The 23,059-nt window shown below is 44.7% G+C and carries 17 protein-coding genes; 13 read left to right on the top strand and 4 right to left on the bottom strand.

What is annotated here, in order from left to right:
- Positions 1-7 precede the first annotated feature (7 nt).
- Both astE and Xbud_RS09085 read left to right on the top strand, forming a co-directional pair.
- Entirely contained in the window at positions 8-997 is a 990-nt protein-coding gene (gene astE / locus Xbud_RS09090) for a succinylglutamate desuccinylase (RefSeq protein ID WP_099135758.1), read from the top strand.
- Positions 998-1,044: 47 nt separating this feature from the next.
- Positions 1,045-2,463 carry an amino acid permease gene (locus Xbud_RS09085; protein WP_099135757.1) on the top strand — a complete coding sequence of 473 codons (1,419 nt, stop codon included), beginning with the start codon at positions 1,045-1,047 and terminating at the stop codon, positions 2,461-2,463.
- A 312-nt stretch (positions 2,464-2,775) separates the two neighbouring features.
- On the opposite strand, the gene pta is transcribed toward Xbud_RS09085, so the two are convergent.
- Both pta and ackA read right to left on the bottom strand, forming a co-directional pair.
- Positions 2,776-4,920 carry a phosphate acetyltransferase gene (pta, locus tag Xbud_RS09080; RefSeq protein ID WP_099135756.1) on the bottom strand — a complete coding sequence of 715 codons (2,145 nt, stop codon included), beginning with the start codon at positions 4,918-4,920 and terminating at the stop codon, positions 2,776-2,778.
- A 97-nt stretch (positions 4,921-5,017) separates the two neighbouring features.
- Positions 5,018-6,220, bottom strand: a complete 1,203-nt coding sequence (gene ackA, locus Xbud_RS09075) for an acetate kinase (RefSeq protein WP_099135755.1) — start codon at positions 6,218-6,220, stop codon at positions 5,018-5,020.
- Positions 6,221-6,475: 255 nt separating this feature from the next.
- Here ackA and yfbV point away from each other — a divergent pair, with 255 nt between their 5' ends.
- The 3 genes from yfbV (at position 6,476) to Xbud_RS09060 (ending at position 9,752) form a co-directional block, all read left to right on the top strand.
- Positions 6,476-6,931 carry a terminus macrodomain insulation protein YfbV gene (gene yfbV / locus Xbud_RS09070; protein WP_099135754.1) on the top strand — a complete coding sequence of 152 codons (456 nt, stop codon included), beginning with the start codon at positions 6,476-6,478 and terminating at the stop codon, positions 6,929-6,931.
- A gap of 189 nt (positions 6,932-7,120) precedes the next feature.
- A complete protein-coding gene (locus tag Xbud_RS09065; protein ID WP_099135753.1) occupies positions 7,121-7,795 on the top strand; it encodes a sugar phosphatase in 675 nt (224 codons plus the stop codon).
- Positions 7,796-7,922: 127 nt separating this feature from the next.
- On the top strand, positions 7,923-9,752 hold the full coding sequence (locus tag Xbud_RS09060; RefSeq protein ID WP_099135771.1) for an SLC13 family permease: 1,830 nt from the start codon (positions 7,923-7,925) through the stop codon (positions 9,750-9,752).
- Between the two features lie 60 nt (positions 9,753-9,812).
- Here the strand turns inward: Xbud_RS09060 and yfbR are convergent, their stop codons facing one another.
- Positions 9,813-10,394: a 5'-deoxynucleotidase gene (yfbR, locus tag Xbud_RS09055; protein ID WP_099135752.1), complete on the bottom strand. Its 582-nt coding sequence runs from the start codon at positions 10,392-10,394 to the stop codon at positions 9,813-9,815.
- Between the two features lie 199 nt (positions 10,395-10,593).
- Positions 10,594-11,808: a pyridoxal phosphate-dependent aminotransferase gene (locus tag Xbud_RS09050; RefSeq protein ID WP_099135751.1), complete on the bottom strand. Its 1,215-nt coding sequence runs from the start codon at positions 11,806-11,808 to the stop codon at positions 10,594-10,596.
- Between the two features lie 801 nt (positions 11,809-12,609).
- On the opposite strand from Xbud_RS09050, the gene hexA reads away from it, so the two are divergent.
- The 8 genes from hexA to nuoH all read left to right on the top strand — a co-directional run bounded on the left by hexA (position 12,610) and on the right by nuoH (position 23,057).
- Positions 12,610-13,575 (top strand): transcriptional regulator HexA, encoded by a 966-nt coding sequence (gene hexA / locus Xbud_RS09045; protein ID WP_099135750.1) that lies wholly within the window; start codon positions 12,610-12,612, stop codon positions 13,573-13,575.
- Positions 13,576-14,283: 708 nt separating this feature from the next.
- The gene (locus Xbud_RS09040; protein ID WP_099135749.1) at positions 14,284-14,757 is read left to right on the top strand and encodes an NADH-quinone oxidoreductase subunit A; all 474 of its coding nucleotides are present in this window, start codon (positions 14,284-14,286) and stop codon (positions 14,755-14,757) included.
- A gap of 15 nt (positions 14,758-14,772) precedes the next feature.
- Positions 14,773-15,447 carry a NuoB/complex I 20 kDa subunit family protein gene (locus tag Xbud_RS09035; RefSeq protein WP_099135748.1) on the top strand — a complete coding sequence of 225 codons (675 nt, stop codon included), beginning with the start codon at positions 14,773-14,775 and terminating at the stop codon, positions 15,445-15,447.
- Positions 15,448-15,539: 92 nt separating this feature from the next.
- Complete coding sequence (gene nuoC / locus Xbud_RS09030) at positions 15,540-17,339, top strand: NADH-quinone oxidoreductase subunit C/D (RefSeq protein ID WP_209028477.1); 1,800 nt, start codon at positions 15,540-15,542, stop codon at positions 17,337-17,339.
- Positions 17,340-17,341: 2 nt separating this feature from the next.
- The gene (nuoE, locus tag Xbud_RS09025; RefSeq protein WP_099135746.1) at positions 17,342-17,887 is read left to right on the top strand and encodes an NADH-quinone oxidoreductase subunit NuoE; all 546 of its coding nucleotides are present in this window, start codon (positions 17,342-17,344) and stop codon (positions 17,885-17,887) included.
- Positions 17,884-19,248 carry an NADH-quinone oxidoreductase subunit NuoF gene (gene nuoF / locus Xbud_RS09020; RefSeq protein WP_099135745.1) on the top strand — a complete coding sequence of 455 codons (1,365 nt, stop codon included), beginning with the start codon at positions 17,884-17,886 and terminating at the stop codon, positions 19,246-19,248. The genes nuoE and nuoF overlap by 4 nt, the downstream gene beginning before the upstream one ends.
- Before the next feature lie 108 nt (positions 19,249-19,356).
- Positions 19,357-22,080 (top strand): NADH-quinone oxidoreductase subunit NuoG, encoded by a 2,724-nt coding sequence (gene nuoG, locus Xbud_RS09015; protein WP_099135770.1) that lies wholly within the window; start codon positions 19,357-19,359, stop codon positions 22,078-22,080.
- A complete protein-coding gene (gene nuoH, locus Xbud_RS09010; protein WP_099135744.1) occupies positions 22,080-23,057 on the top strand; it encodes an NADH-quinone oxidoreductase subunit NuoH in 978 nt (325 codons plus the stop codon). The genes nuoG and nuoH overlap by 1 nt, the downstream gene beginning before the upstream one ends.
- Positions 23,058-23,059 lie beyond the last annotated feature (2 nt).

The following is a 23,059-nucleotide window of genomic DNA, read 5'->3' as shown; positions in this document are numbered from 1 at the left end:
AGGTCAAATGGATTTACTTTCTCTGTTGCTTGAAAAGAAGTCGCTTGAAAAAAATCTTGAGAACATGCTCAGCTTCCCGCCCTCATTAACAGCAACATGGCTGGCGAAAGGCGTATTACAGCTAATTCCACAACAGAGGAAAAGCGATACATTGATTATTTCCGCAGGGATACATGGTAATGAAACAGCTCCTGTGGAGATTCTGCTCCAATTATTATCACAACTGGTGCAGGGAACTTTATCATTACAACATAACCTATTGCTGATTTTCGGTAATTTGCCCGCCATGCGTGACAATAAGCGCTATATTCACAATGATCTCAATCGCATGTTTGGTGGACGGTATCAGAATTTTCCTGCCGGGATTGAATCAGAGCGGGCAGCAGAACTGGAATCTGTGATACAGCAATTCTTTCAGGAGCCGATGGTTATGGCATCAGCACGACGCTGGCATCTTGATCTGCATACTGCCATTCGTGGCTCTTGTCATGAACAATTTGCGTTATTACCTTTCCAACAGCGTGAGTATGCGGCTGATTTATTACAATGGCTGGAGGGAAGCGATATTGATGCACTGGTTTTCCATAAAAGTGAAGGTGGTACATTCAGTCAATTTACCAGCCAATATTTCAACATGGATAGTTGTACGATGGAAATTGGCAAGGCGTATCCCTTTGGACAGAATGAGCTGACTAAATTCAGAAATATCACGATGGCATTACATGATCTGGTAGCAGGCTCGTTCTCTGTTAAACGGGAAAAACCGACAATCAAACGTTACCGCGTTATCGATTCAATTATCAAACAAGACAGTAGTTTCCGGCTTCATATTCCAGAAAATACAAAAAACTTCACTGCACTGCCGGATGGTTTTGAAATTGCCAGTCAGGAAAATCAATTCTGGGAAATTATTTCCCCGGCAAACTTTATTTTGTTCCCCAATGCCAATGTTGCCATTGGTCTAAGAGCGGGTCTGTTATTGGAGCAAATAATGTAATCAATTTATGTAAATTCATAATAAACAGAAAACCGTGGAGGTTATTGATGACAAATACGGTAAAAACACCTGTAGAGCAGCCGATAGGTGCACAGAAACTTCACCGTGGATTAGGAAAACGCCATGTCCAGTTAATTGCCATTGGCGGAGCTATCGGGACAGGTCTATTCATGGGGACAGGGAAAACCATAGCTGTATCAGGCACATCCATTATTTTGACTTACCTGTTGATCGGTTTTTTTGCCTTTATGGTTATGCGAGCAATGGGAGAACTATTGCTCACTAAGCTGGATTACCGTACGTTCGCTGATTTTGTTGCTGATTATTTAGGGGAAAAAGCCAGTTATTTTCTGGGATGGACATATTGGATGAGCTGGGTAGTGAGCTGCATTGCTGATGTTGTGGTATGTGGTGGCTATATTCAGTACTGGTTTCCTGATATTTCCCTCTGGTTTACCGCGTTGTTTATTTTGGGATTGATGTGTTTATGTAACTTTTTTACGGTGCGATTGTTCGGAGAGGCTGAATTTTGGTTTGCCATGATCAAAGTAGTGGCAATAATTGCACTGATTATTGTTGGGGTAGGAATGGTTGTTGTTGGCTGGACTTCACCTAATGGAGTAACAGCATCTGTTCGTCATCTGACTGAGCCAGAAGTATTCTTGCCCAATGGTGTAATCGGGTTTCTGGCGGGTTTTCAAATTGCCATTTTCTCTTTTACTGGCATTGAGCTGGTGGGTACAGTTACGGCTGAAACGAAAGAGCCGGAGAAAATCTTACCAAAATCCATTAATAGTATTCCTATCCGTATCATTATTTTCTATGTATTTTCCATGATGTGCATTATTGCCGTCACTTCATGGCCGCACATCTCTCCTGAAGTCAGCCCATTTGTTACGTTGTTTGCATTAGCCGGATTACCGGCCGCCGCCGCAGTCATCAATTTTGTGGCACTGACCTCAGCTATGTCCTCAGCAAACAGTGGATTATACGCCTGTACCCGCATGTTGTATGGCTTGTCCACGGAAAAGCTGGCACATGGTAAATTTGGGTTGCTTTCGGTGGGTAATGCAATCCCAATTTTCAGCCTGATATTCTCTGTTGTCTGTATGGCAAGTGGTGTCCTTCTGCTGTTTATTATTCCCGATGTTATGAAGTTATTTACCATTGTTTCAACTGTGGCAGCCATCATGGTTGTTTATAGTTGGTGCATGATATTGCTTGCTTATCTGGCGTACCGTAAGAAACGGCCTGATTTACATCAGGTTTCTGCATATAAAATGCCAATGGGCATTCCGATGACATGGTGTACCCTGATATTTTTTGCTTTCACAGTAGTGATTATGATCTTTGATTATGATACGCGTATTGCATTATTTGGCACACCTATCTGGTTTGTGATATTGGAAATTTTATGGCGTATGCGGAAAAAGCAGCAGAAAACGATTATAGAGATGATTAATTAATAGAATTTGAATATCAGAAAATAAATAACTGTCAGTTAATTTTCAATCTATTACTGTTATTAGAAGTTATTTCTGATAGTTTATTAATTAATAATATTTTAAGTTTATTGAGTTAAATAAATATTATTTAAATTCTATTATAGATAGATTGTGGAAAAATATTAATCGGATAAATATTATTCCTTTATTTATATTGTTATACCAGATGGAAGCTGAAATATCTTTGCAACTCTTTGTGATTGTGATACCAAATTCCGTTTTACTCAATCCCGGCTAAAAGCCGGGATTGTAGAAGACAAGCTCACGTAAAAATTACTCGTTTTCCTGCTGAGTTGCCTGAATAGCAGTCAGTGCAACGGTATAAACGATGTCGTCAACCAGTGCGCCACGGGACAGGTCGTTAACAGGTTTACGCATACCTTGCAGCATTGGCCCGATAGAAACCAGATCCGCAGAGCGCTGTACTGCTTTATAAGTGGTGTTACCGGTGTTCAGATCCGGGAAGATGAACACAGTAGCCTGACCAGCAACCGGAGAGTTTGGTGCTTTGGATTTTGCTACGTCTGCCATGATAGCCGCATCGTACTGCAATGGGCCGTCAATGATCAGATCCGGGCGTTTTTCCTGTGCCAGGCGGGTTGCTTCGCGAACTTTCTCTACATCGCTGCCGGCACCAGAGTTGCCGGTGGAGTAGGAGATCATGGCAACACGAGGTTCGATACCAAATGCTTTTGCAGAATCTGCGGACTGAATCGCGATTTCAGACAGTTGCTCAGCGGTTGGATCCGGGTTGATTGCACAGTCACCGTAAACCAGCACTTGTTCTGGCAGCAACATGAAGAATACAGAAGAGACCAGAGAGCTGTTTGGTGCAGTTTTAATTAACTGCAATGGTGGACGGATAGTGTTTGCCGTTGTGTGAACAGCACCGGAAACCAGACCATCAACTTCGCTTTGTTCCAGCATCATTGTGCCCAGAACAACGTTGTCTTCCAGTTGTTCACGGGCAACAACTTCGGTCATGCCTTTGTTTTTACGTAGTTCAACCAGACGTGGAACATAATGTTCACGTACAGAAGCCGGGTTAACGATTTCAACGCCAGCACCCAGTTCAACACCCTGAGCGGCTGCCACACGGCGGATTTCTTCTGGATCACCGAGCAGAATACATTCAGCGATACCACGCTCAGCACAGATAGACGCTGCTTTAACAGTACGTGGCTCATCACCTTCCGGCAGAACGATACGTTTGCCAGCCTGACGTGCCAGTTCGGTCAGCTGGTAACGGAATGCTGGTGGAGACAGGCGATTCGGACGCTCAGAAGCGGCTGCCAGGGAATCAATCCACTCGTTGCTGATGTGCTGTGCAACGTAGTTTTGCAGTTTTTCGATACGCTCGTGGTCATCCGCAGGAACTTCCAGACTGAAACTTTGCAGGTTCAGGGAAGTTTGCCAGGTATTGGTTTTCACAGTGAATACAGGCAAACCGGTGCTGAATGCACGTTCACACAGTTCACGGATGGAGTCATCAATCTTATAACCACCAGTCAACAGGACCGCACCAACTTCAACGCCGTTCATGGCTGCCAGACAAGCAGTGATCAGAACATCAGGACGGTCTGCTGAAGTCACCAGCAGAGAGCCAGGACGGAAGTATTCCAGCATGTTTGGAATGCTGCGGGCACAGAAAGTCACAGACTTGATACGGCGGGTTTGGATAGCACCTTCATTGATAATGTCTGCTTTCAGGTGTTTTGCCATGTCAATCGCACGGGTGGCGATCAGATCGAAATTCCATGGAATGCAGCCGAGAATTGGCAGTGGGCTGTTTTTGAATGCAGTTTCCGGATCAACATTAGTAATGGTGGCTTTTGTTGCTTCGTCGAAGATTTCGGACAGGTCAGGACGAGTGCGACCTTGCTCATCAACCGGAGCATTTAGTTTGTTGACAATGACACCGATGATGTTCTTGTTCTTGCTTCCACCGTATTCTGCGCGGCTCAGTTCAATCTGTTCTTTTAATTGTTCCGGGGAGTGAGTACCCAATGCAGTAACGAACACGATTTCAGCATTCAGTGTCTTGGCGATTTCATAGTTCAGAGACTGCGCAAATGGATGTTTACGAGTCGGAACCAAACCTTCGATCAGAACCACTTCTGCGTCTTTGGTGTTAGCGTGGTAGCGAGCCACGATCTCTTCCATCAACATATCTTTTTTGTTGGTGGTCAGAAGAGATTCCACATAAGCCATATCCAGTGGATCAGTAGCAGGAATGCTGGAGTGAGAGCGGATAATCGTTGTGGTTCTGTCTTGGGAGCCACTGTTACGTTGTTGCGCGATAGGTTTGAAGACACTCAGACGAACGCCTTTTTGCTCCATGGAGCGGATTACACCCAGGCTGACACTGGTTAAACCAACGCTGGTGCCAGTAGGGATCAACATAATTGTACGGGACACGGAAACCTCTTTAACGGTTGCTCGTCAGTCAATCAACGTTACTTTAATGTGATAAATAACCGCCAGCAATGCTGGCGGTTATCAGAAGTTATATTACTTATGCAGTCAGGCGCGCTGAGTCCTGAGCGATCACCAATTCTTCATTGGTTGGGATCACCAGAGCAGGACGGCTGTTGTCAGTTGTGATCACGCCATCTTTACCGAAACGCGCGGCAAGGTTACGCTCGTGATCGTATTCAAAGCCTAGCAGAGCAACTTTTTTCAGAGTCAGCTCACGAACCAGAGCAGAGTTTTCACCGATGCCGCCAGTGAAGATGACTGCATCCAGACGACCTTCCATCAATGCACCGTAAGCACCGATATATTTCGCCAGACGGTGGCAGTAAACGTCCATTGCACGTTTTGCATCTGCTTTGGTTTCGTAGTTATCTTCTACATAACGGCAGTCGCTGGTCACTTCAGTCAGACCTAGGAAACCGGATTCTTTGGTCAGTAAAGTATTGATCTGGTCAATGCTCATGCCCATTGCATCATGCAGGTGGAATACGATAGCTGGGTCGATGTCACCGCTGCGAGTACCCATAACCAGGCCTTCCAGTGGGGTCAGACCCATAGAAGTATCAACACACTTACCGTTAACAATGGCAGAAACAGAGCCACCGTTACCCAAGTGGCAAGTGATAATGTTCAGTTCTTCAACGGGTTTGTTCAGCATCTTAGCTGCTTCACGGGAAACATAGAAATGGCTAGTACCGTGTGCACCGTAACGGCGGATGCCATGTTCTTTGTACAAATTGTATGGCAGTGCATACAGGTACGCTTCTTCAGGCATAGACTGGTGGAATGCGGTATCAAATACTGCAATGTTTTTCTCAACCAGATGAGGGAAGGCTTTTTTCGCTTCTGCGATACCGATCAGGTGTGCAGGGTTGTGCAGTGGTGCGAATGGGATCGCCGCTTCAATACCTTTGATAACTTCATCAGTGATAATCACAGAAGAAGTGAATTTTTCACCGCCGTGAACGATACGGTGACCGATGGCTGAAATTTGCTCAGAAAGTTCTGGCTTTTCAGACAAAATCGTATTAACAATGAAGTTCAAAGCTTCACTGTGTGCTGCGCCGGCACCTAAAGCAGCTTCGTTTTTCGCGCCATCTATTTTCCATTTAATACGGGCTTCTGGCAGACCAAAACATTCAGCCAAACCAGACAGATATTCTTCACCATTGGCAGGATCGATGATAGCGAATTTCAGAGAGGAGCTACCGCAATTAAGAACCAGTACCAGCTTACTTGACATGGAATTACCTATTATCTTGTTGTGATCTAATCTTAAATAAGAAAAGTGTTAAAAAAATGAAGCAATTTATTAACAAACGAACCAAAATGTTGCGGAAACAGGCGGTTTTTCTGTTTTGTTGCTGCAACAACACAAAAGTCTGTGTAGGATACCGTTTGCCAGTAATAAAGACAAAATATACTTAATACTACAAAAAAGATTTTATCTTTTGTAGGGATTTTTTAAAAACTATGCTTTTAATTGATTGAGGTCATGATGAATATGACGCCACCTGTCAACCAGGGTTGGTTTAAAAAAGTCCAGTTAGGGCAACAATATCTGAAAATATGGCCACTGGAAAAACAGCTTGCGCCTGTGTTTCCAGAAAACCGTGTTATTAAAGCGACTCGCTTTGGCATTCGCTTTATGCCGCCATTGGCGATCTTTACCTTAACCTGGCAAATCGCATTGGGCGGGCAGTTAGGGCCATCTGTTGCGACAGCACTGTTTGCCTGTAGTCTGCCGTTGCAGGGGTTATGGTGGCTGGGAAAACGGGCAGCAACGCCTTTGCCTGAAAGTCTGCTGAAATGGTTTTATGAAATTCGTGAGAAATTTGCTAAAGCCGGGATCGCAATGATGCCAGTAGAAAGCACGCCGACTTACTTATCACTGGCTGAATTGCTGAAACGGGCGTTCAAACAGTTGGATAACTCTTTCCTTGATGATATTTAAACCGTCAGAGTCCATTCTGACGGTTTTTGAATCAGTTGACTGATAAATTCCCCATTCAGAACTTTTTACGCTATCTTGCCTATGTAGATTTTCATTCAGGTTTTTTACTCTCGGCTAATGCCACCTGAATGAATATTGTTGAGATATGCCAGATTATTAACACACGACTGCATTTGAAGGAGTTGGGTTTTGGTACTGAAATGTAGAGGTTTTTTATTTGATTTGGATGGTACTCTGATTGATTCACTGCCTGCGGTTGAGCGGGCATGGATTAAGTTCGCTGATAAAATGGGTATCGACCGTGATGAGGTTCTGAACTATGTTCACGGTACTCCGGCGATATTATCATTACGCCATTTTATGCCTGATGCCACGGAAGAAGAGATTGACAGCATTTTCAAGTGGATTGAAAAACTTGAAACGGAAGATACGGAAGGTATTGCCGCTTTACCCGGTGCCATTGCTCTGATTGATAAACTGAATGCGCTGGATATTCCGTGGGCAATTGTGACATCGGGGACTGTTCCTCTTGCTTCTGCCCGCCATAAAGTGGCGGAGTTACCGGAACCTGCTCATTGGGTAACGGCTGAATCTGTCAAAAACGGTAAACCAAATCCTGAACCTTATTTGTTGGGCGCGCAAAAATTGGGATTGTTGCCAGAAGAGTGTGTGGTCTTTGAAGATGCAGCGGCGGGAATTCATGCCGGGCTGGATGCAGGCTGTCAGGTCGTTGTCGTTCATGACTCACCGGATATTCCACGCAGAGATGAAATTCATATGACTATCACGAATCTGGAAGATATCGAAATTGTTAAATCTGGTGGCTATGTAACAATTTATGCTATGAATCAGGCAGTTTGTTGATCTACGCCGAAGATTTTTTCTGACAAAATTGGTCTACTTACTCTATTCATGCCCTATGGCAATTAGGTTTTTGTTGATAATACCCGGCCTGCCTGTTGACAGACCGGCTTTTCTGATAGAGGCCGTATTGAATAGCGAACTGTTGTGGGTATTAACCCTGTTATTGATAGCCATTGTTCTTTTCACGACCAATAAAGTCAGAATGGATGTAGTGGCTTTACTGGTGATTATTGCTTTTGTCCTGAGCGGTACGCTCTCCTTAAATGAAGCTACAATCGGTTTCAGCGATCCCAATGTCTTGTTGATTGCAGCACTGTTTGTTATCGGCGAAGGGCTGGTGAGGACAGGTGTTGCTTATCAGATGGGAGATTGGCTGGTGCGGGTTGCAGGTAATAGCGAAACCAGAATGCTGGCTTTGCTGATGTTGTCGGTTGCCGGACTAGGGGCTTTTATGAGCTCCACAGGGGTTGTTGCTATTTTCATCCCTGTTGTTTTAAGTGTGGCGACCAGAATGCAGACTTCACCGGGGCGGTTAATGATGCCATTAGGGTTTGCCGGCCTGATCAGTGGCATGATGACACTGGTTGCGACTCCTCCCAATATGGTGGTGAATAGTGAGTTAGTCCGTGAAGGGTTACACGGCTTTGGTTTTTTCTCCATTACACCTATTGGTATTTTAGTTTTGTTGGCGGGGATTGTTTATATGCTGATTGTCCGCCATTGGCTGGGAAGCAAAACTCCCCAGAAAACTGATGAGCGTTACCATCGTTCATTTCGTGATCTTATCCGTGACTATAAATTATCCGGGCGCGCCCGTCGTCTTGCTATCCGGCAAAATTCGCCATTGATTGGTCACTCTCTGGATGAGTTGGGATTGCGTGCACGTTATGGGGCTAATGTTATCGGTATTGAGCGTTGGCGAAAATTCCGGCGTGTGATGGTCGCTGCAACCGGCGAAACGGAATTCCGGCAACAAGATGTTCTGCTGGTAGATATGTCTGACAGTGATGTGGATTTGCGGCAATTCTGTAGCGAACAACAGTTAGAACCTATGATATTACGCGGGGAATATTTCTCTGATCAATCCCGTGATGTCGGCATGGCGGAAATATCTGTGCTCCCTGAATCGGATTTGTTGGGACAATCGTTGCGCAGTATGAAATTCCGTACACGCTATGGGCTTAACGTAGTAGGTATCCGACGCAGTGGTAAAGCATTGGTCGGTAAGTTGGTTGATGAACCTCTGCTGCTTGGTGATATGTTGCTGGTCATTGGTGACTGGAAGTTAGTACGGGAATTGAAAACCAAAGCGCCTGATTTTATCGTGCTGAATTTGCCCATTGAAGTGGAAAGTGCCGCACCGGCAGCATCTCAGGCACCTCATGCGTTGTTTTGTCTTGCTTTAATGGTGGCAATGATGTTGACCAATGAAATTCCCAATTTTATCGCCGCTCTGATTGCCTGCCTGTTGATGGGAAAATTTCGCTGTATTGATATGGAAAGTGCTTATCGTGCCATTCATTGGCCAAGTCTCATTCTGATTGTTGGTATGATGCCGTTTGCACTGGCATTACAAAAAACCGGTGGGATTGATTTAATTGTCAGTGGATTAATGGATATCGCTGGTAATATGGGGCCACGAGCCATGTTGATATGCCTGTTTGTGCTTTGTGCCGTTATTGGATTATTTATTTCCAACACCGCAACAGCCGTGTTGATGGCACCTATTGCCATTGCTGCCGCCAAAGAGATGTCGGTATCTCCACTGCCTTTTGCGATGATAATTGGGGTAGCGGCTTCAGCGGCGTTTATGACTCCGGTTTCTTCTCCCGTCAATACTCTGATATTAGGGCCGGGAGGATATCGATTTGCTGATTTCCTGAAACTGGGCGTGCCTTTTACATTCATTGTATTGGGGATCAGTGTGGCAATTATTCCCGTTCTTTTTCCGTTCTGATGCTATAACGGGCAGCTTCGCGAAAACGTGAAGCTGCCCGATTGTTTTTATAGACTGATTTTATAGGCTAATTTCATCAAGAGAGAGGCTGAAGCTTGGAACAAATACGGTTATGAAATAATCCATTTCCTGGCTGTGACGTTTTTCTAATGTTTTTTCTAACCTGATTTTTGCTTGATTGAATTCAGAATTGCCAGCCGATAATTCTTCCAAACATTTTAAATAAGCACATAACGCATCAGCTTGTTTAATAATATTAGTTTCTTCTTCAGTATAATATTGATCGTCTAAAATAGGGCGAAAATCATTTTGTAATTCAATTGGTAACATATCTAATAATTTATGTTGGGCGATCTTTTCTATTTTTTTATATTCATGGGCAATTTGAGGATTGTAGTATTTTATTGGCGTTGGTAAATCACCAGTAATAACCTCACTGGCATCATGATACATTGCTAATATTGCGATCCGTTCAGCATTAATATTGCCACCAAATTTACGGTTTTTTATTATCGCCAGTGCATGTGCGACAAATGCAACCTGTAAACTGTGTTCTGAAACATTTTCCTTACGTACGTTTCGCATAAGAGGCCAACGATTAATCAATTTTAGGCGGGATAATTGGGCGAAAAAATGGCTCATAATCTTCTCTTGCTATGGGACAACGTGATTATGATTATGATTGTGGGCGTTGGCTGGACGGAAGTAAACCATTTGCGGTTGAAAAAGACAGTATTACATGTTTTATGCTTCAAGTTGCAGCTTTGTTGGCTGCATCTTGAAGTTGACTAATATCTTGATGCTTATCTAATCGAATAGCGTTTAGTCATTTTTTTGATGTTTATTGGTGATATTTACCGATAAAACGGGCAAATTTCTCAATAGCCATTTGCAGATCCGCGATATGTGGCAGGGTAACAATGCGGAAGTGATCTGGTTCTGGCCAGTTAAATGCAGTTCCCTGAACCAACAACACTTTTTCCTGTAGTAAAAGATCCAAGACCATTTTCTGGTCATCATAAATATTGAAACGCTTGGTATCAATTTTAGGGAACATGTATAAAGCACCCATGGGTTTCACACAGGAAATTCCGGGGATCTGATTAATCAGTTCCCAGGCGTGATTGCGTTGTTCATAGAGGCGTCCTCCCGGAAAAATGAACTCACTGATGCTTTGATAGCCACCTAATGCAGTTTGAATTGCATGTTGCATCGGGACGTTGGCACAAAGACGCATAGATGCCAACATTTCCAATCCTTCAATATAGCCTTTTGCCTGTTTTTTCGGGCCATTCAGTACCATCCAACCCTGACGGAATCCCGCAACACGATAGGTTTTTGACAGGCCGTTAAAGGTGACGGTAAAAAGATCTGGTGCCAGTGTGGCGATGGAATGATGTTGAGCGTCATCGTATAGGATCTTGTCGTAAATTTCGTCAGCAAAAATAATCAGATTATGCTGGCGGGCAATTTCCACAATTTCCAGCAGGATTTCTTTACTGTATACCGCCCCTGTCGGGTTGTTCGGGTTAATAATGACAATACCGCGGGTACGTGGTGTGATTTTACGGCGGATATCATCTAAATCAGGGAACCAGCCTTGTTGTTCATCACATAAATAGTGGACAGATTTGCCGCTGGAGAGAGAAACGGCGGCTGTCCAGAGTGGATAATCGGGAGCTGGAACCAGCATTTCATCGCCAGTATCGAGCAAGGCCTGCATAGACTGAACAATAAGTTCAGAAACACCGTTACCAATAAAGATATCTTCAACGGTAACATCCAGCATATTTCGGGCCTGATAATGTTGCATGACTGCCTTGCGCGCAGAGTACAGACCTTTTGAGTCAGAATAGCCCTGGGCTGTTGACAAATTGCGGATGACATCAACTAAAATTTCATCAGGTGCTTCGAAACCAAATGGTGCCGGATTACCAATGTTTAATTTCAGTACCTTATTCCCTTCCTCTTCAAGCCGTTTGGCTTCTTTGAGTGTATTACCTCGAATGTCATAACAGACATTATCTAATTTGCTGGATTTATTAATGGAAAACATACGATGCCTTAACCTTTTCTCTGGGCAAAAGTGGATCTGATCCGGCCTACAAAATGTGATGTTCAATGTACTCCTCTCTGTCAATCTTTTGAAGAGCCTCTGATATCTTTGGTGAAAATGATTGTTTTAAAGTCTAATGCATAAGTCTGCTATCTGAAAACATCAGCTTTATTGGATTATAGTTTCAATTTTTTTTATTATGTTGGAATTTAATTCTGCATAATGAGCTGTTTTTAGTTGGCTGACTGAGATGAGAAAGCATCTGGCACTGATTCTTTAACCTAAAGCAGAAATGCAAGCTGAATTGTCAATAAAAGTAAGATAATTTGTATAATGTATTCTTATAATTTATCTTTGCCGACATAAAATTAATTAAGGGTTTTATCATAGATACTTTGGCAATGTTTTTGAATTTTTACCTGTAACATTTTCATGACTTTTCGAGAAAAGTATTAATTCATTAAAAATACTAATATTGTTTAGTTTGGTTAAGTTTTCCGAATTGAAGTTATGTTATTCTTTGCGGTAAGTCAGAAAAAGACTATTTGTACTGGAAATTAGTGATTATGTGAGGTAAATAGGTTTTTGTTTGTGTATTAATTTAAAGATTGCATAAATTTTGTTAAATAAAGGAGAAAATAAAACCCATGATGATATAAATAGTAAAAAAATGCAGTAAACCTTTGCCCTCTTTAATAGAGTAGAGTAATGTCAGAATCGGTATTATTTTATTTGATACTGCTGAAGTAAAAACACCAGGTTAGTTAGTAATTAAAATCAAAAAAAAGTGATGAATAAACAATGATAAATGCAAATCGTCAGATAATAAACCTCGATCTCGATCTGCTAAGAACTTTCGTTGCCGTTGCTGACTTAAATACTTTTGCAGCAGCAGCAGCAGCAGTTTGTAGAACGCAGTCGGCTGTCAGTCAGCAAATGCAACGTTTAGAGCACCTTGTGGGGAGAGAGTTATTTGCTCGCCACGGGCGTAATAAGCTTCTTACCGAGCACGGGCTTCAACTTCTTGGTTATGCGCGCCAAATCCTGCGTGCTAATGACGATGCTACCGCGTCATTAACATACAATGATGCAGACGGTGAACTCAGGATAGGAGCGTCTGATGACACAGTTGATACTCTCCTGCCTTTCCTGTTGAACCGTATTGCTTCTGTCTATCCGCGTATAGCTGTTGATGTGCGTATTAAACGTAGTCAGTTTATTGAAAGTATGCTGGATAACCATGAAATTGATTTAGCATTAACCACAGCAAAAATTAATCACCATCCTAGTACTGTATTACGTTCTTCGCCTGTACTGTGGCACTGTGCACCAGATTTCCAGTTACAGATGAATGAGCCTGTACCTTTAGTCGTAATGGACGAAACCAACACGTTCCGTCAGATTGCTCTTGAAACACTTGATATGAGTGGTATTCCATGGCGTATCGCCTATGAAGCCGCGTCTATATCTGCTGTTCGTTCTGCTGTCAACGCAGAGGTTGGTATCACTGCTCGTCCTTTGGAAATGCAGAACGCAGATTTAAGAATTTTGGGAGAAAGTGAAGGGCTACCACGTTTACCTGAAATACAATTCTTTTTGTATCGCAACAGTAACGAACAAAATGAATCTGTCCTGACTGTTTTCGATGCTATAGAAAATAAGAAAACACCTTATACCGTGACATCAGTTGAATCGGATGAAACAGACGGCATTGATGAATCTGTTGAATCTACTGAAGAGTCTTCGATAGAAAATATAAGCGAGTAATATTACGTGTGTTTTATAGGCTAATATTTCCATTTTATTTGTGGAAATATTAGCCTGTTTCTAAGTTGCTATTAATAATTCTTTCATGTTTCCATTCCCATTTCTGATATTTACCACTAAAAATATCCCCTATTAATTTTCTTATCCCTTTCGAATTTTAGTTAAAACAATGTTGTTTTGTTAACAACTTTCGTTTTTTAAATTGATAAAATAAATCTATTTTCAGAAATAGTTGTGCTATTGAACTTCAATCGTTTCTTTTTGAAACAATCCATTAAGAATTGAATAAGATATGTTCTTCTGTTTAATGTTTTTCAATGAAACTGTGCACTTGATCATAAAAATATCCCAATCGGTACAGTGGAAAGACAGGTTTTTCCTGAGATAATAGTGTAGTAAAGTCGAGTTATCGGTTAAACTAGTTATAATGTGTTGATAGTTTTTTATTCTACTGACACGTTTTAGCGATATATAAGCACAAACTGTTAATCAAAGGTGTGTGCTTTGTAAATAAATAAGCAGGTGCTTTTGTCATGACAGATAAAAGTGTTGAGAGGAATAAAAACCAAGACGATCCATGCCATCAAAAAAATTGATTAGCACTGTTTCAGATTTGGTTGTTATCCCTTCCCATGAATCGATGTGGTGCAATACTGCCGGCAAAAAGAGCAGACCCTTGACACCACTTTTGATGAGTAAGCAACGAGTATGTCTACATCTACTGGAGTTTTATCTACTGGAGTTTTGGCCCATCACTGGGCGTTTGCGATTTTCCTGATAGGTGCTCTTGGTTTGTGTGCACTCATGTTACTGGGTGCGTACTTTCTTGGGGGCAGAGCGAAAGCCAGAGCAAAACATATACCTTATGAATCGGGTATTGATTCTGTCGGCAGTGCCCGTCTCCGTCTGTCGGCAAAGTTTTATCTGGTTGCCATGTTCTTTGTCATCTTCGACGTTGAAGCCCTTTACTTATATGCATGGTCAGTCTCTATCAAAGAGAGTGGCTGGTTGGGCTTTGCCGAAGCAAGCATTTTCATTTTGGTGTTATTGGCAGGTTTGGTTTATCTGGCACGTATCGGGGCATTGAATTGGACACCCGCACGTTCAAGGCGTCAGGTCAGTAAACCCAGTGTTGATGCTCATACCGCTAATGTTAATACCAACAACAGTCACATGCAGTAATAGCGAGGCATAAAGATGGATTATACGCTCACCCGCATAGATCCGAACGGTGAGAATGACCGTTATCCCCTGCAAAAACAGGAGCTTGTCAGCGATCCCCTTGAGCAACACGTCCACCGTAGTGTCTATATGGGTAAATTAGAACATGCTCTGCATGACATGGTGAATTGGGGAAGAAAGAATTCCTTATGGCCTTATAACTTTGGTCTTTCTTGTTGTTATGTAGAAATGGTGACGTCTTTTACCGCCGTTCATGACGTAGCCCGCTTTGGTGCAGAAGTACTGAGGGCATCTCCCCGTCAAGCTGATTTCATGGTGATCTCAGGCACTTGTTTCGTCAAGATGGCTCCTGTGATCCAGCGTTTATATGACCAAATGCTGGAACCAAAGTGGATTATTTCGATGGGAGCCTGTGCAAACTCAGGCGGTATGTATGATATCTACTCCGTCGTTCAGGGAGTTGATAAGTTCATTCCTGTTGATGTCTACATTCCGGGCTGTCCACCCCGCCCTGAAGCTTATATGCAGGCACTGTTGTTATTGCAGGAATCTATTGGCAAAGAACGTCGCCCACTGTCATGGGTTGTTGGTGATCAGGGGGTTTACCGCGCAAATATGCAATCAGAAAGAGAACGGAAGCGCGGTGAACGTATTGCAGTGACAAACCTGCGTACCCCAGATGAAATTTAAGGCTTTTAGCCATTAAGAATAACCAGAGCAATGTCGTAACCCAAAAATGTGTTGCGATCACATTAAACCCTGATCAAGCGTTGTGGTGAAGAATGATGACAGATCAGATAGCGCAAGAAAGCGTACGGCCTGCTTGGGAAACAAGGGATCACACAGATGATCCGGTCGTAAGTGAGCTTAATCGCCAATTTGGCCCTGATGCGTTTACCGTCCAGCCTACCCGAACCGGTATGCCGGTTGTCTGGGTAAAGCGGGAACAATTGCTGGAAGTAATTACGTTCCTGAAGAAGTTGCCCAAACCCTATGTCATGCTGTTTGACTTGCATGGTGTTGATGAGCGTCAGCGCTCTCACCGACAAAGTCTGCCATCGGCGGACTTTTCGGTGTTTTATCACTTGATTTCCATTGAGCGTAATCGTGACATCATGCTGAAAGTTGCGCTCAATGAAAAAGACCTGAATATCCCGACCATCACATCAATTTTCCCGAATGCCAATTGGTATGAACGTGAAACGTGGGAAATGTTTGGCATTACATTTAATGGTCATCCGAATTTACGTCGTATCCTGATGCCACCAACTTGGGAAGGTCATCCGCTGCGTAAGGAATATTCTGCGCGCGCCACAGAATTTGATCCTTTCATATTGACCAAGCAGAAAGAAGATCTGGAAATGGAAGCGCTGACTTTCAAACCAGAAGAGTGGGGGATGAAACGCGGCACTGAAAATGAGGACTTTATGTTCCTTAACCTTGGGCCAAATCACCCCTCGGCTCACGGTGCATTCCGCATTGTTCTTCAGCTTGATGGTGAAGAGATTGTTGATTGTGTTCCTGATATTGGTTATCACCACCGCGGCGCGGAAAAAATGGGGGAACGTCAGTCATGGCACAGTTATATCCCTTATACCGACCGGATCGAATATTTGGGGGGATGTGTCAATGAAATGCCTTATGTGCTTGCCGTTGAGAAACTGGCTGGCATTGAGGTGCCTGAGCGCGTGAAAGCTATCCGCGTCATGTTGTCTGAGCTGTTCCGCATCAATAGCCACTTGCTCTACATCAGTACCTTTATTCAAGACGTTGGTGCAATGACCCCGGTGTTCTTCGCCTTTACTGACCGCCAGAAAGTTTACGATATTGTTGAAGCCATTACCGGATTCCGTATGCACCCGGCCTGGTTCCGTATTGGTGGTGTTGCCCATGACTTGCCGCGAGGCTGGGATAAACTCCTGCGTGAGTTGCTGGACTGGCTACCGAAACGTTTGAATTCCTATGTTAAAGCGGCATTGAAAAATAGTGTCCTGAAGGCACGTTCTGTCGGAGTGGCTGCTTACAATGCTAAACAGGCACTGGATTGGGGCGTAACAGGGGCGGGTTTGCGCGCAACAGGTATTAGCTTCGATGTACGTAAATGGCGTCCTTATTCCGGTTATGAAAACTTCGACTTTGAAGTACCGACGGGATATAACGGCGACTGTTATGACCGTGTGATGCTGAAAGTGGAAGAGATCCGTCAGAGTATGCGCATCCTTGAACAGTGCCTTAAACACATGCCGGAAGGCCCGTTCAAGGCTGATCATCCACTGACCACGCCACCACCCAGAGAGCGTACCCTGCAACATATCGAAACCATGATTAACCACTTCCTTCAAGTGTCATGGGGGCCGGTTATGCCTGCCAATGAATCATTCCAGATGATTGAAGCGACTAAAGGAATCAACAGTTATTACCTGACCAGTGATGGTAACACCATGAGTTACCGCACCCGTATCCGCACACCGAGTTTTGCTCATCTACAGCAGATCCCATCGGTGATCCGCGGCAGTCTGGTTTCTGACCTGATCGTTTATCTGGGTAGTATCGATTTTGTTATGTCTGATGTGGATCGCTAACGATGCAAAGTGAATTTAACGCAAACAAGCAAGCACGCCTTGATGTGGTTAACGTAACGGACGCTCAGACACCGGATAAGTTTGTGCTGAGTATCGGAGAACGTGATGCCATTGAGCAGGAAAAACACCACTACGAAGATCCGCGTGCAGCGTCAATTGAGGCACTGAAAATTGTGCAAAAACAGCGTGGTTGGGTGCCGGATGGTGCGATCTCAGCCATTGCTGAAGTTTTAGGTATTCCTGCCAGTGATGTAGAAGGTGTGGCGACATTTTACAGCCAGATTTACCGTCAGCCAGTAGGGCGTCACATTATTCGTTATTGTGACAGTGTTGTTTGTCACATCACGGGCTATCAGGGGGTTCAGGCAGCAATAGAAAAACACCTGAACATTCGTCCAGGTCAAACCACAACAGATGGGCGTTTCACATTATTGCCAACCTGCTGTCTGGGTAACTGTGATAAAGGGCCAACCATGATGATTGATGATGATACCCACAGTTATGTGAAACCCGAAGAAATTGAAAAATTGCTGGAGCAATATCAATGACAACGCATTCAGGAGTGAAAGAAATTATCCGCACGGCGGAAACTCATCCCCTGACATGGCGGTTGCGTGATGACCAACAACCTGTCTGGCTGGATGAATACCTTAGCAAGAATGGCTACAAGGGAGCCGAAAGAGCACTGAAAGGCATGGTGCCTGATGAAGTTACCACATTAGTAAAAGATGCCGGTTTGAAGGGGCGCGGTGGCGCAGGTTTCTCCACAGGGTTGAAGTGGAGCCTGATGCCGAAAGATGAAAGCATGAACATCCGCTACCTGTTGTGTAATGCTGACGAAATGGAACCGGGCACTTATAAAGACCGCTTGTTGATGGAGCAACTACCGCACTTGCTGGTGGAAGGAATGCTGATCAGTGCTTTTGCCTTGAAAGCATACCGTGGCTATATTTTCCTGCGTGGTGAATATGTTGAATCTGCGGTTCACCTGCGTAAAGCAATTGAAGAAGCGAAAGCGGCGGGGTTGCTTGGCAAAAATATTCTGGGCAGCGGTTTTGATTTTGAGTTATTTGTTCATACCGGCGCGGGACGTTATATCTGTGGTGAAGAAACTGCACTGATTAACTCCCTTGAAGGGCGTCGTGCGAACCCTCGTTCCAAACCTCCATTCCCGGCAACCTCTGGTGTTTGGGGAAAACCGACCTGTGTCAATAACGTTGAAACGCTGTGTAACGTTCCTGCCATCCTCGAACATGGTAAAGAGTGGTACATCGGTCTAAGTGAAGGCAAAAGTAAAGATGCTGGCACTAAACTGATGGGGTTCTCTGGCCGGGTCAAAAATCCGGGCCTTTGGGAGCTGCCTTTTGGCACCGCGGCCCGTGAAATTCTTGAAGATTATGCTGGTGGTATGCGTGATGGGCTGAAATTCAAGGCTTGGCAGCCAGGTGGGGCGGGAACCGATTTTCTGACAGCAGATCACCTTGATTTGCCGATGGATTTCGAAAATATCGCCAAAGCTGGCAGCCGTTTGGGAACAGCTCTTGCAATGGCAGTTGATCATGAGATCAACATAGTTTCCCTGACCCGTAACCTTGAAGAGTTCTTCTCCCGTGAATCCTGTGGCTGGTGTACACCATGCCGTGATGGTCTGCCTTGGAGTGTAAAAATCCTCCGCGCCATCGAAGAGGGGAAAGGTCAGCCTGGTGATATCGAAACTTTGGAACAACTCTGCCGTTTCCTCGGCCCCGGCAAAACTTTCTGTGCTCATGCACCCGGTGCCGTAGAACCTTTGCAGAGTGCGATCAAATATTTCCGCGAAGAATTTGAAGCAGGAATTGTCACCAAAGATTACGGAAATACCAGCCTGATTGCGGGCATTCAGCCGAACCTGCTCAAGCAGCGTTGGTAAGACGGGTTTACAGGAATAACCTGTAAGAGTGTCGCGCAAGAACGGTTTGTTAAAGCAGAATTTTTGATTAACGCCTGCCACGGCAGGCCATTGGGAAGCATGCTGACTATGGCTACGATACATGTAGACGGCAAAGATTATGATGTAAACGGGGCTGATAACCTGTTACAAGCCTGCCTTTCATTGGGGCTTGATATACCTTATTTTTGCTGGCATCCAGCGCTGGGAAGCGTTGGCGCTTGCCGCCAGTGTGCGGTTAAGCAATATCAAAACGCAGAAGATACACGTGGTCGTCTGGTAATGTCTTGTATGACACCGGCTTCAGATGGCACATATATCTCCATTGATGATGAAGAAGCAAAACAGTTCCGCGCAAGTGTCGTGGAATGGTTGATGACTAATCATCCCCATGACTGTCCTGTCTGTGAAGAAGGCGGAAACTGCCATTTGCAGGATATGACAGTGATGACGGGACACTCGTTCCGTAAGTATCGTTTTACCAAACGTACTCACAGAAATCAGGAACTGGGGCCATTCATTGCTCATGAAATGAACCGTTGTATCGCTTGTTACCGCTGTGTCCGCTACTACAAAGATTATGCGGATGGAACGGATTTGGGCGTTTATGGTGCTCATGACAACGTCTATTTTGGTCGCCCCGAAGATGGCACACTGGAAAGTGAATTTTCCGGTAATCTGGTTGAAATCTGTCCGACAGGTGTCTTCACTGATAAAACTCACTCAGAGCGTTATAACCGTAAATGGGACATGCAGTTTGCTCCAAGTATTTGTCAACAGTGCAGTATTGGTTGTAACACCAGTCCAGGGGAACGTTACGGAGAATTGCGCCGGATCGAGAACCGTTATAACGGTACGGTTAACCACTATTTCATGTGTGACCGCGGTCGTTTTGGTTACGGGTATGTCAACCGTAAAGATCGTCCTCGCCAACCACAACAGCTTCGCGGCGATCAATGGATCTCGCTAAATGCTGAGCAAGTTATGCAGGGTGGGGCGGATATTCTGCGTCAGGCGAAAAACGCTATTGGTATCGGTTCACCACGTGCCAGTATCGAAAGTAATTTTGCACTGCGTGAATTGGTTGGTGCAGAGAATTTTTACAGTGGCATTTCAGCGGAAGAGCAACATCGTCTTGATATGATGCTGGAAATTCTGCAACAAGGTGGTGTTTATACTCCATCTCTGCGTGAAATTGAAGATTATGACGCAGTGTTAGTTCTGGGTGAAGATCTGACCCAAACAGCAGCCCGTATGGCATTGTCAGTACGTCAGGCAGTCAAGGGCAAAGCACGTGAGATGGCAGCAGCTCAGAAAGTGGCAGACTGGCAAATTGCGGCTGTAATGAATATCGGCCAACATGCCAAATATCCTCTGTTCTTAACCAGCGTCGATAATACCCGGCTGGATGACGTCGCGGCATGGAATTACCATGCGCCGGTTGATGATCAAGCCCGCTTCGGTTTTGCTGTGGCACATGCCCTGAACAAGATAGCTCCTGCCGTCAACGACTTGTCGGATGAGCTAAAAGCGAAAGTAGAACTCGTTGCTCAAGCCCTGCGTGAAGCGAAAAAACCATTGATTATCAGTGGCAGCAATGCAGGCAGTGATATCCTGATTCAGGCAGCCGCTAATATTGCCTGGGCGCTGAAAGATAATGGCGCTAATGTCGGTCTTTCCTACGTTGCAGCGTATGCGAATAGTCTTGGTCTGGCGATGATGGAAGCACAATCGCTGGATGTAGCCTTGCAGCGCATTGCCAAAGGAGATTCAGATACTGCTATTGTGATGGAAAATGATCTCTACCGCCATGCTCCGGCCGATAAAATTGATAATGCTCTGGATAGTCTGAAAAACCTGATTGTTGTTGATCATCAACGCACTGCTATTATGGATAAGGCACACTTGATCCTGTCAGCTTCCAGTTTCGCTGAAAGCGACGGCACTCTGGTTAATCAGGAAGGTCGTGCTCAGCGTTACTTCCAGGTGTATGAGCCTGCATTCTATGACAAATCTGTTGTCATGCTGGAAAGTTGGCGCTGGATGCACTCTTTGTATACTACCTATACACAACGCCAGACGGACTGGACTCAGCTTGACCATGTAATTGAAGCGTGTGTCAAAGAGATGCCGCAATTCAAAGGCATCGTTAATGCAGCACCGGATGCCACATTCCGTATCCGTGGTCAGAAACTGGCTCGTTCACCTCATCGCTACAGTGGTCGTACTGCGATGCTCGCCAATATCAGTGTTCATGAACAGCGTCAGCCACAGGATATCGACACCGCATTTGCTTTCTCAATGGAAGGTAACAACAACCCATTTGCTGAACGTCAGCAAATTCCATTTGCATGGGCTCCGGGTTGGAACTCACCACAGGCATGGAATAAATTCCAGGCAGAAGTGGGCGGTAAACTGCGTTTCGGTGATCCTGGAGTACGCCTGATTGAGACGGTTGATGGAGGATTGAACTACTTCGATAGTATTCCGGCCGCTTTTACTGCGCAGAAGAATGAATGGTACATCGCACCTTATTTCCATCTGTTCGGTAGTGAGGAATTGTCTCAGCGGGCAGATGTCATTCAGGAACGTATGCCTGAGCCATATGTGATGATAAATCGTCAGGATGCTGAAAAGCTGAATGTGAAGGAAGGTTCCATGATGGCATTTGATTGTGCGGGGCAGCAATTATGTTTAGCTGTACGTTTAAGCGGCAATCTTGCTCAGGGTCAGATTGGCCTGCCGTTGGGAATGCCGGGCATTCCACCCGTTCTGGCAGGTAAATCAGTTAATAACTTACGGGAGGTCGCATAATGAATTGGATTACTCCCGAATTAATTGAGATTTTGATTTCTGTCCTGAAAGCGGTTGTCATTTTGCTGGTCGTAGTTGGCTGCGGGGCGTTTATGAGTTTTGCTGAACGTCGTTTGCTTGGGTTGTTTCAGAACCGCTACGGACCAAACCGTGTAGGGTGGGGCGGGTCATTGCAGCTTGTTGCTGACATGATAAAAATGTTTTTCAAAGAGGACTGGGCACCACGTTTCTCTGATCGGATGATCTTTACTTTGGCGCCTGTCATCGGGTTCTGTTCCCTGTTACTGGCCTTTGCCATTGTACCGGTAAGTCCGACGTGGATGGCAGCAGATCTGAACATCGGTATCCTGTTTTTCATGATGATGGCAGGTCTGGCTGTTTACGCCGTGTTATTTGCTGGCTGGTCAAGTAATAACAAATATTCCTTGTTGGGAGCCATGCGTGCATCAGCACAGACACTGAGCTATGAAGTGTTCATCGGGCTGTCCATGATGGGAGTAGTGGCCCAGGCTGGCTCTTTCAACATGGTGGACATCGTTAATTCACAGCAACATTTGTGGAATATCATTCCCCAGTTCTTTGGTTTCTTGACCTTTGCTATCGCTGGTGTTGCGGTGTGTCACCGTCATCCCTTTGACCAACCGGAAGCAGAGCAAGAGCTGGCGGATGGTTATCATATCGAATATTCCGGCATGAAGTTCGGTATGTTCTTTGTCGGGGAATATATCGGTATCGTGACGGTATCCGCTTTAATCGTCACAATGTTCTTTGGTGGCTGGCATGGGCCTTTTCTGCCTCCATTCGTCTGGTTTGCGCTGAAAACAGCATTCTTCATGATGATGTTCATCTTGATCCGTGCTTCGTTACCGCGCCCGCGTTATGACCAGGTGATGTCATTCGGCTGGAAAATCTGTTTGCCGTTAACTTTACTCAACCTGCTGGCGACTGCCGCAGTGATTTTATACAACGCTCAATAAAG

The sequence above is a fragment of the Xenorhabdus budapestensis genome (assembly GCF_002632465.1).
Lineage (GTDB): Bacteria > Pseudomonadota > Gammaproteobacteria > Enterobacterales > Enterobacteriaceae > Xenorhabdus > Xenorhabdus budapestensis.
This window is presented reverse-complemented; position numbering and strand designations above follow the sequence as displayed.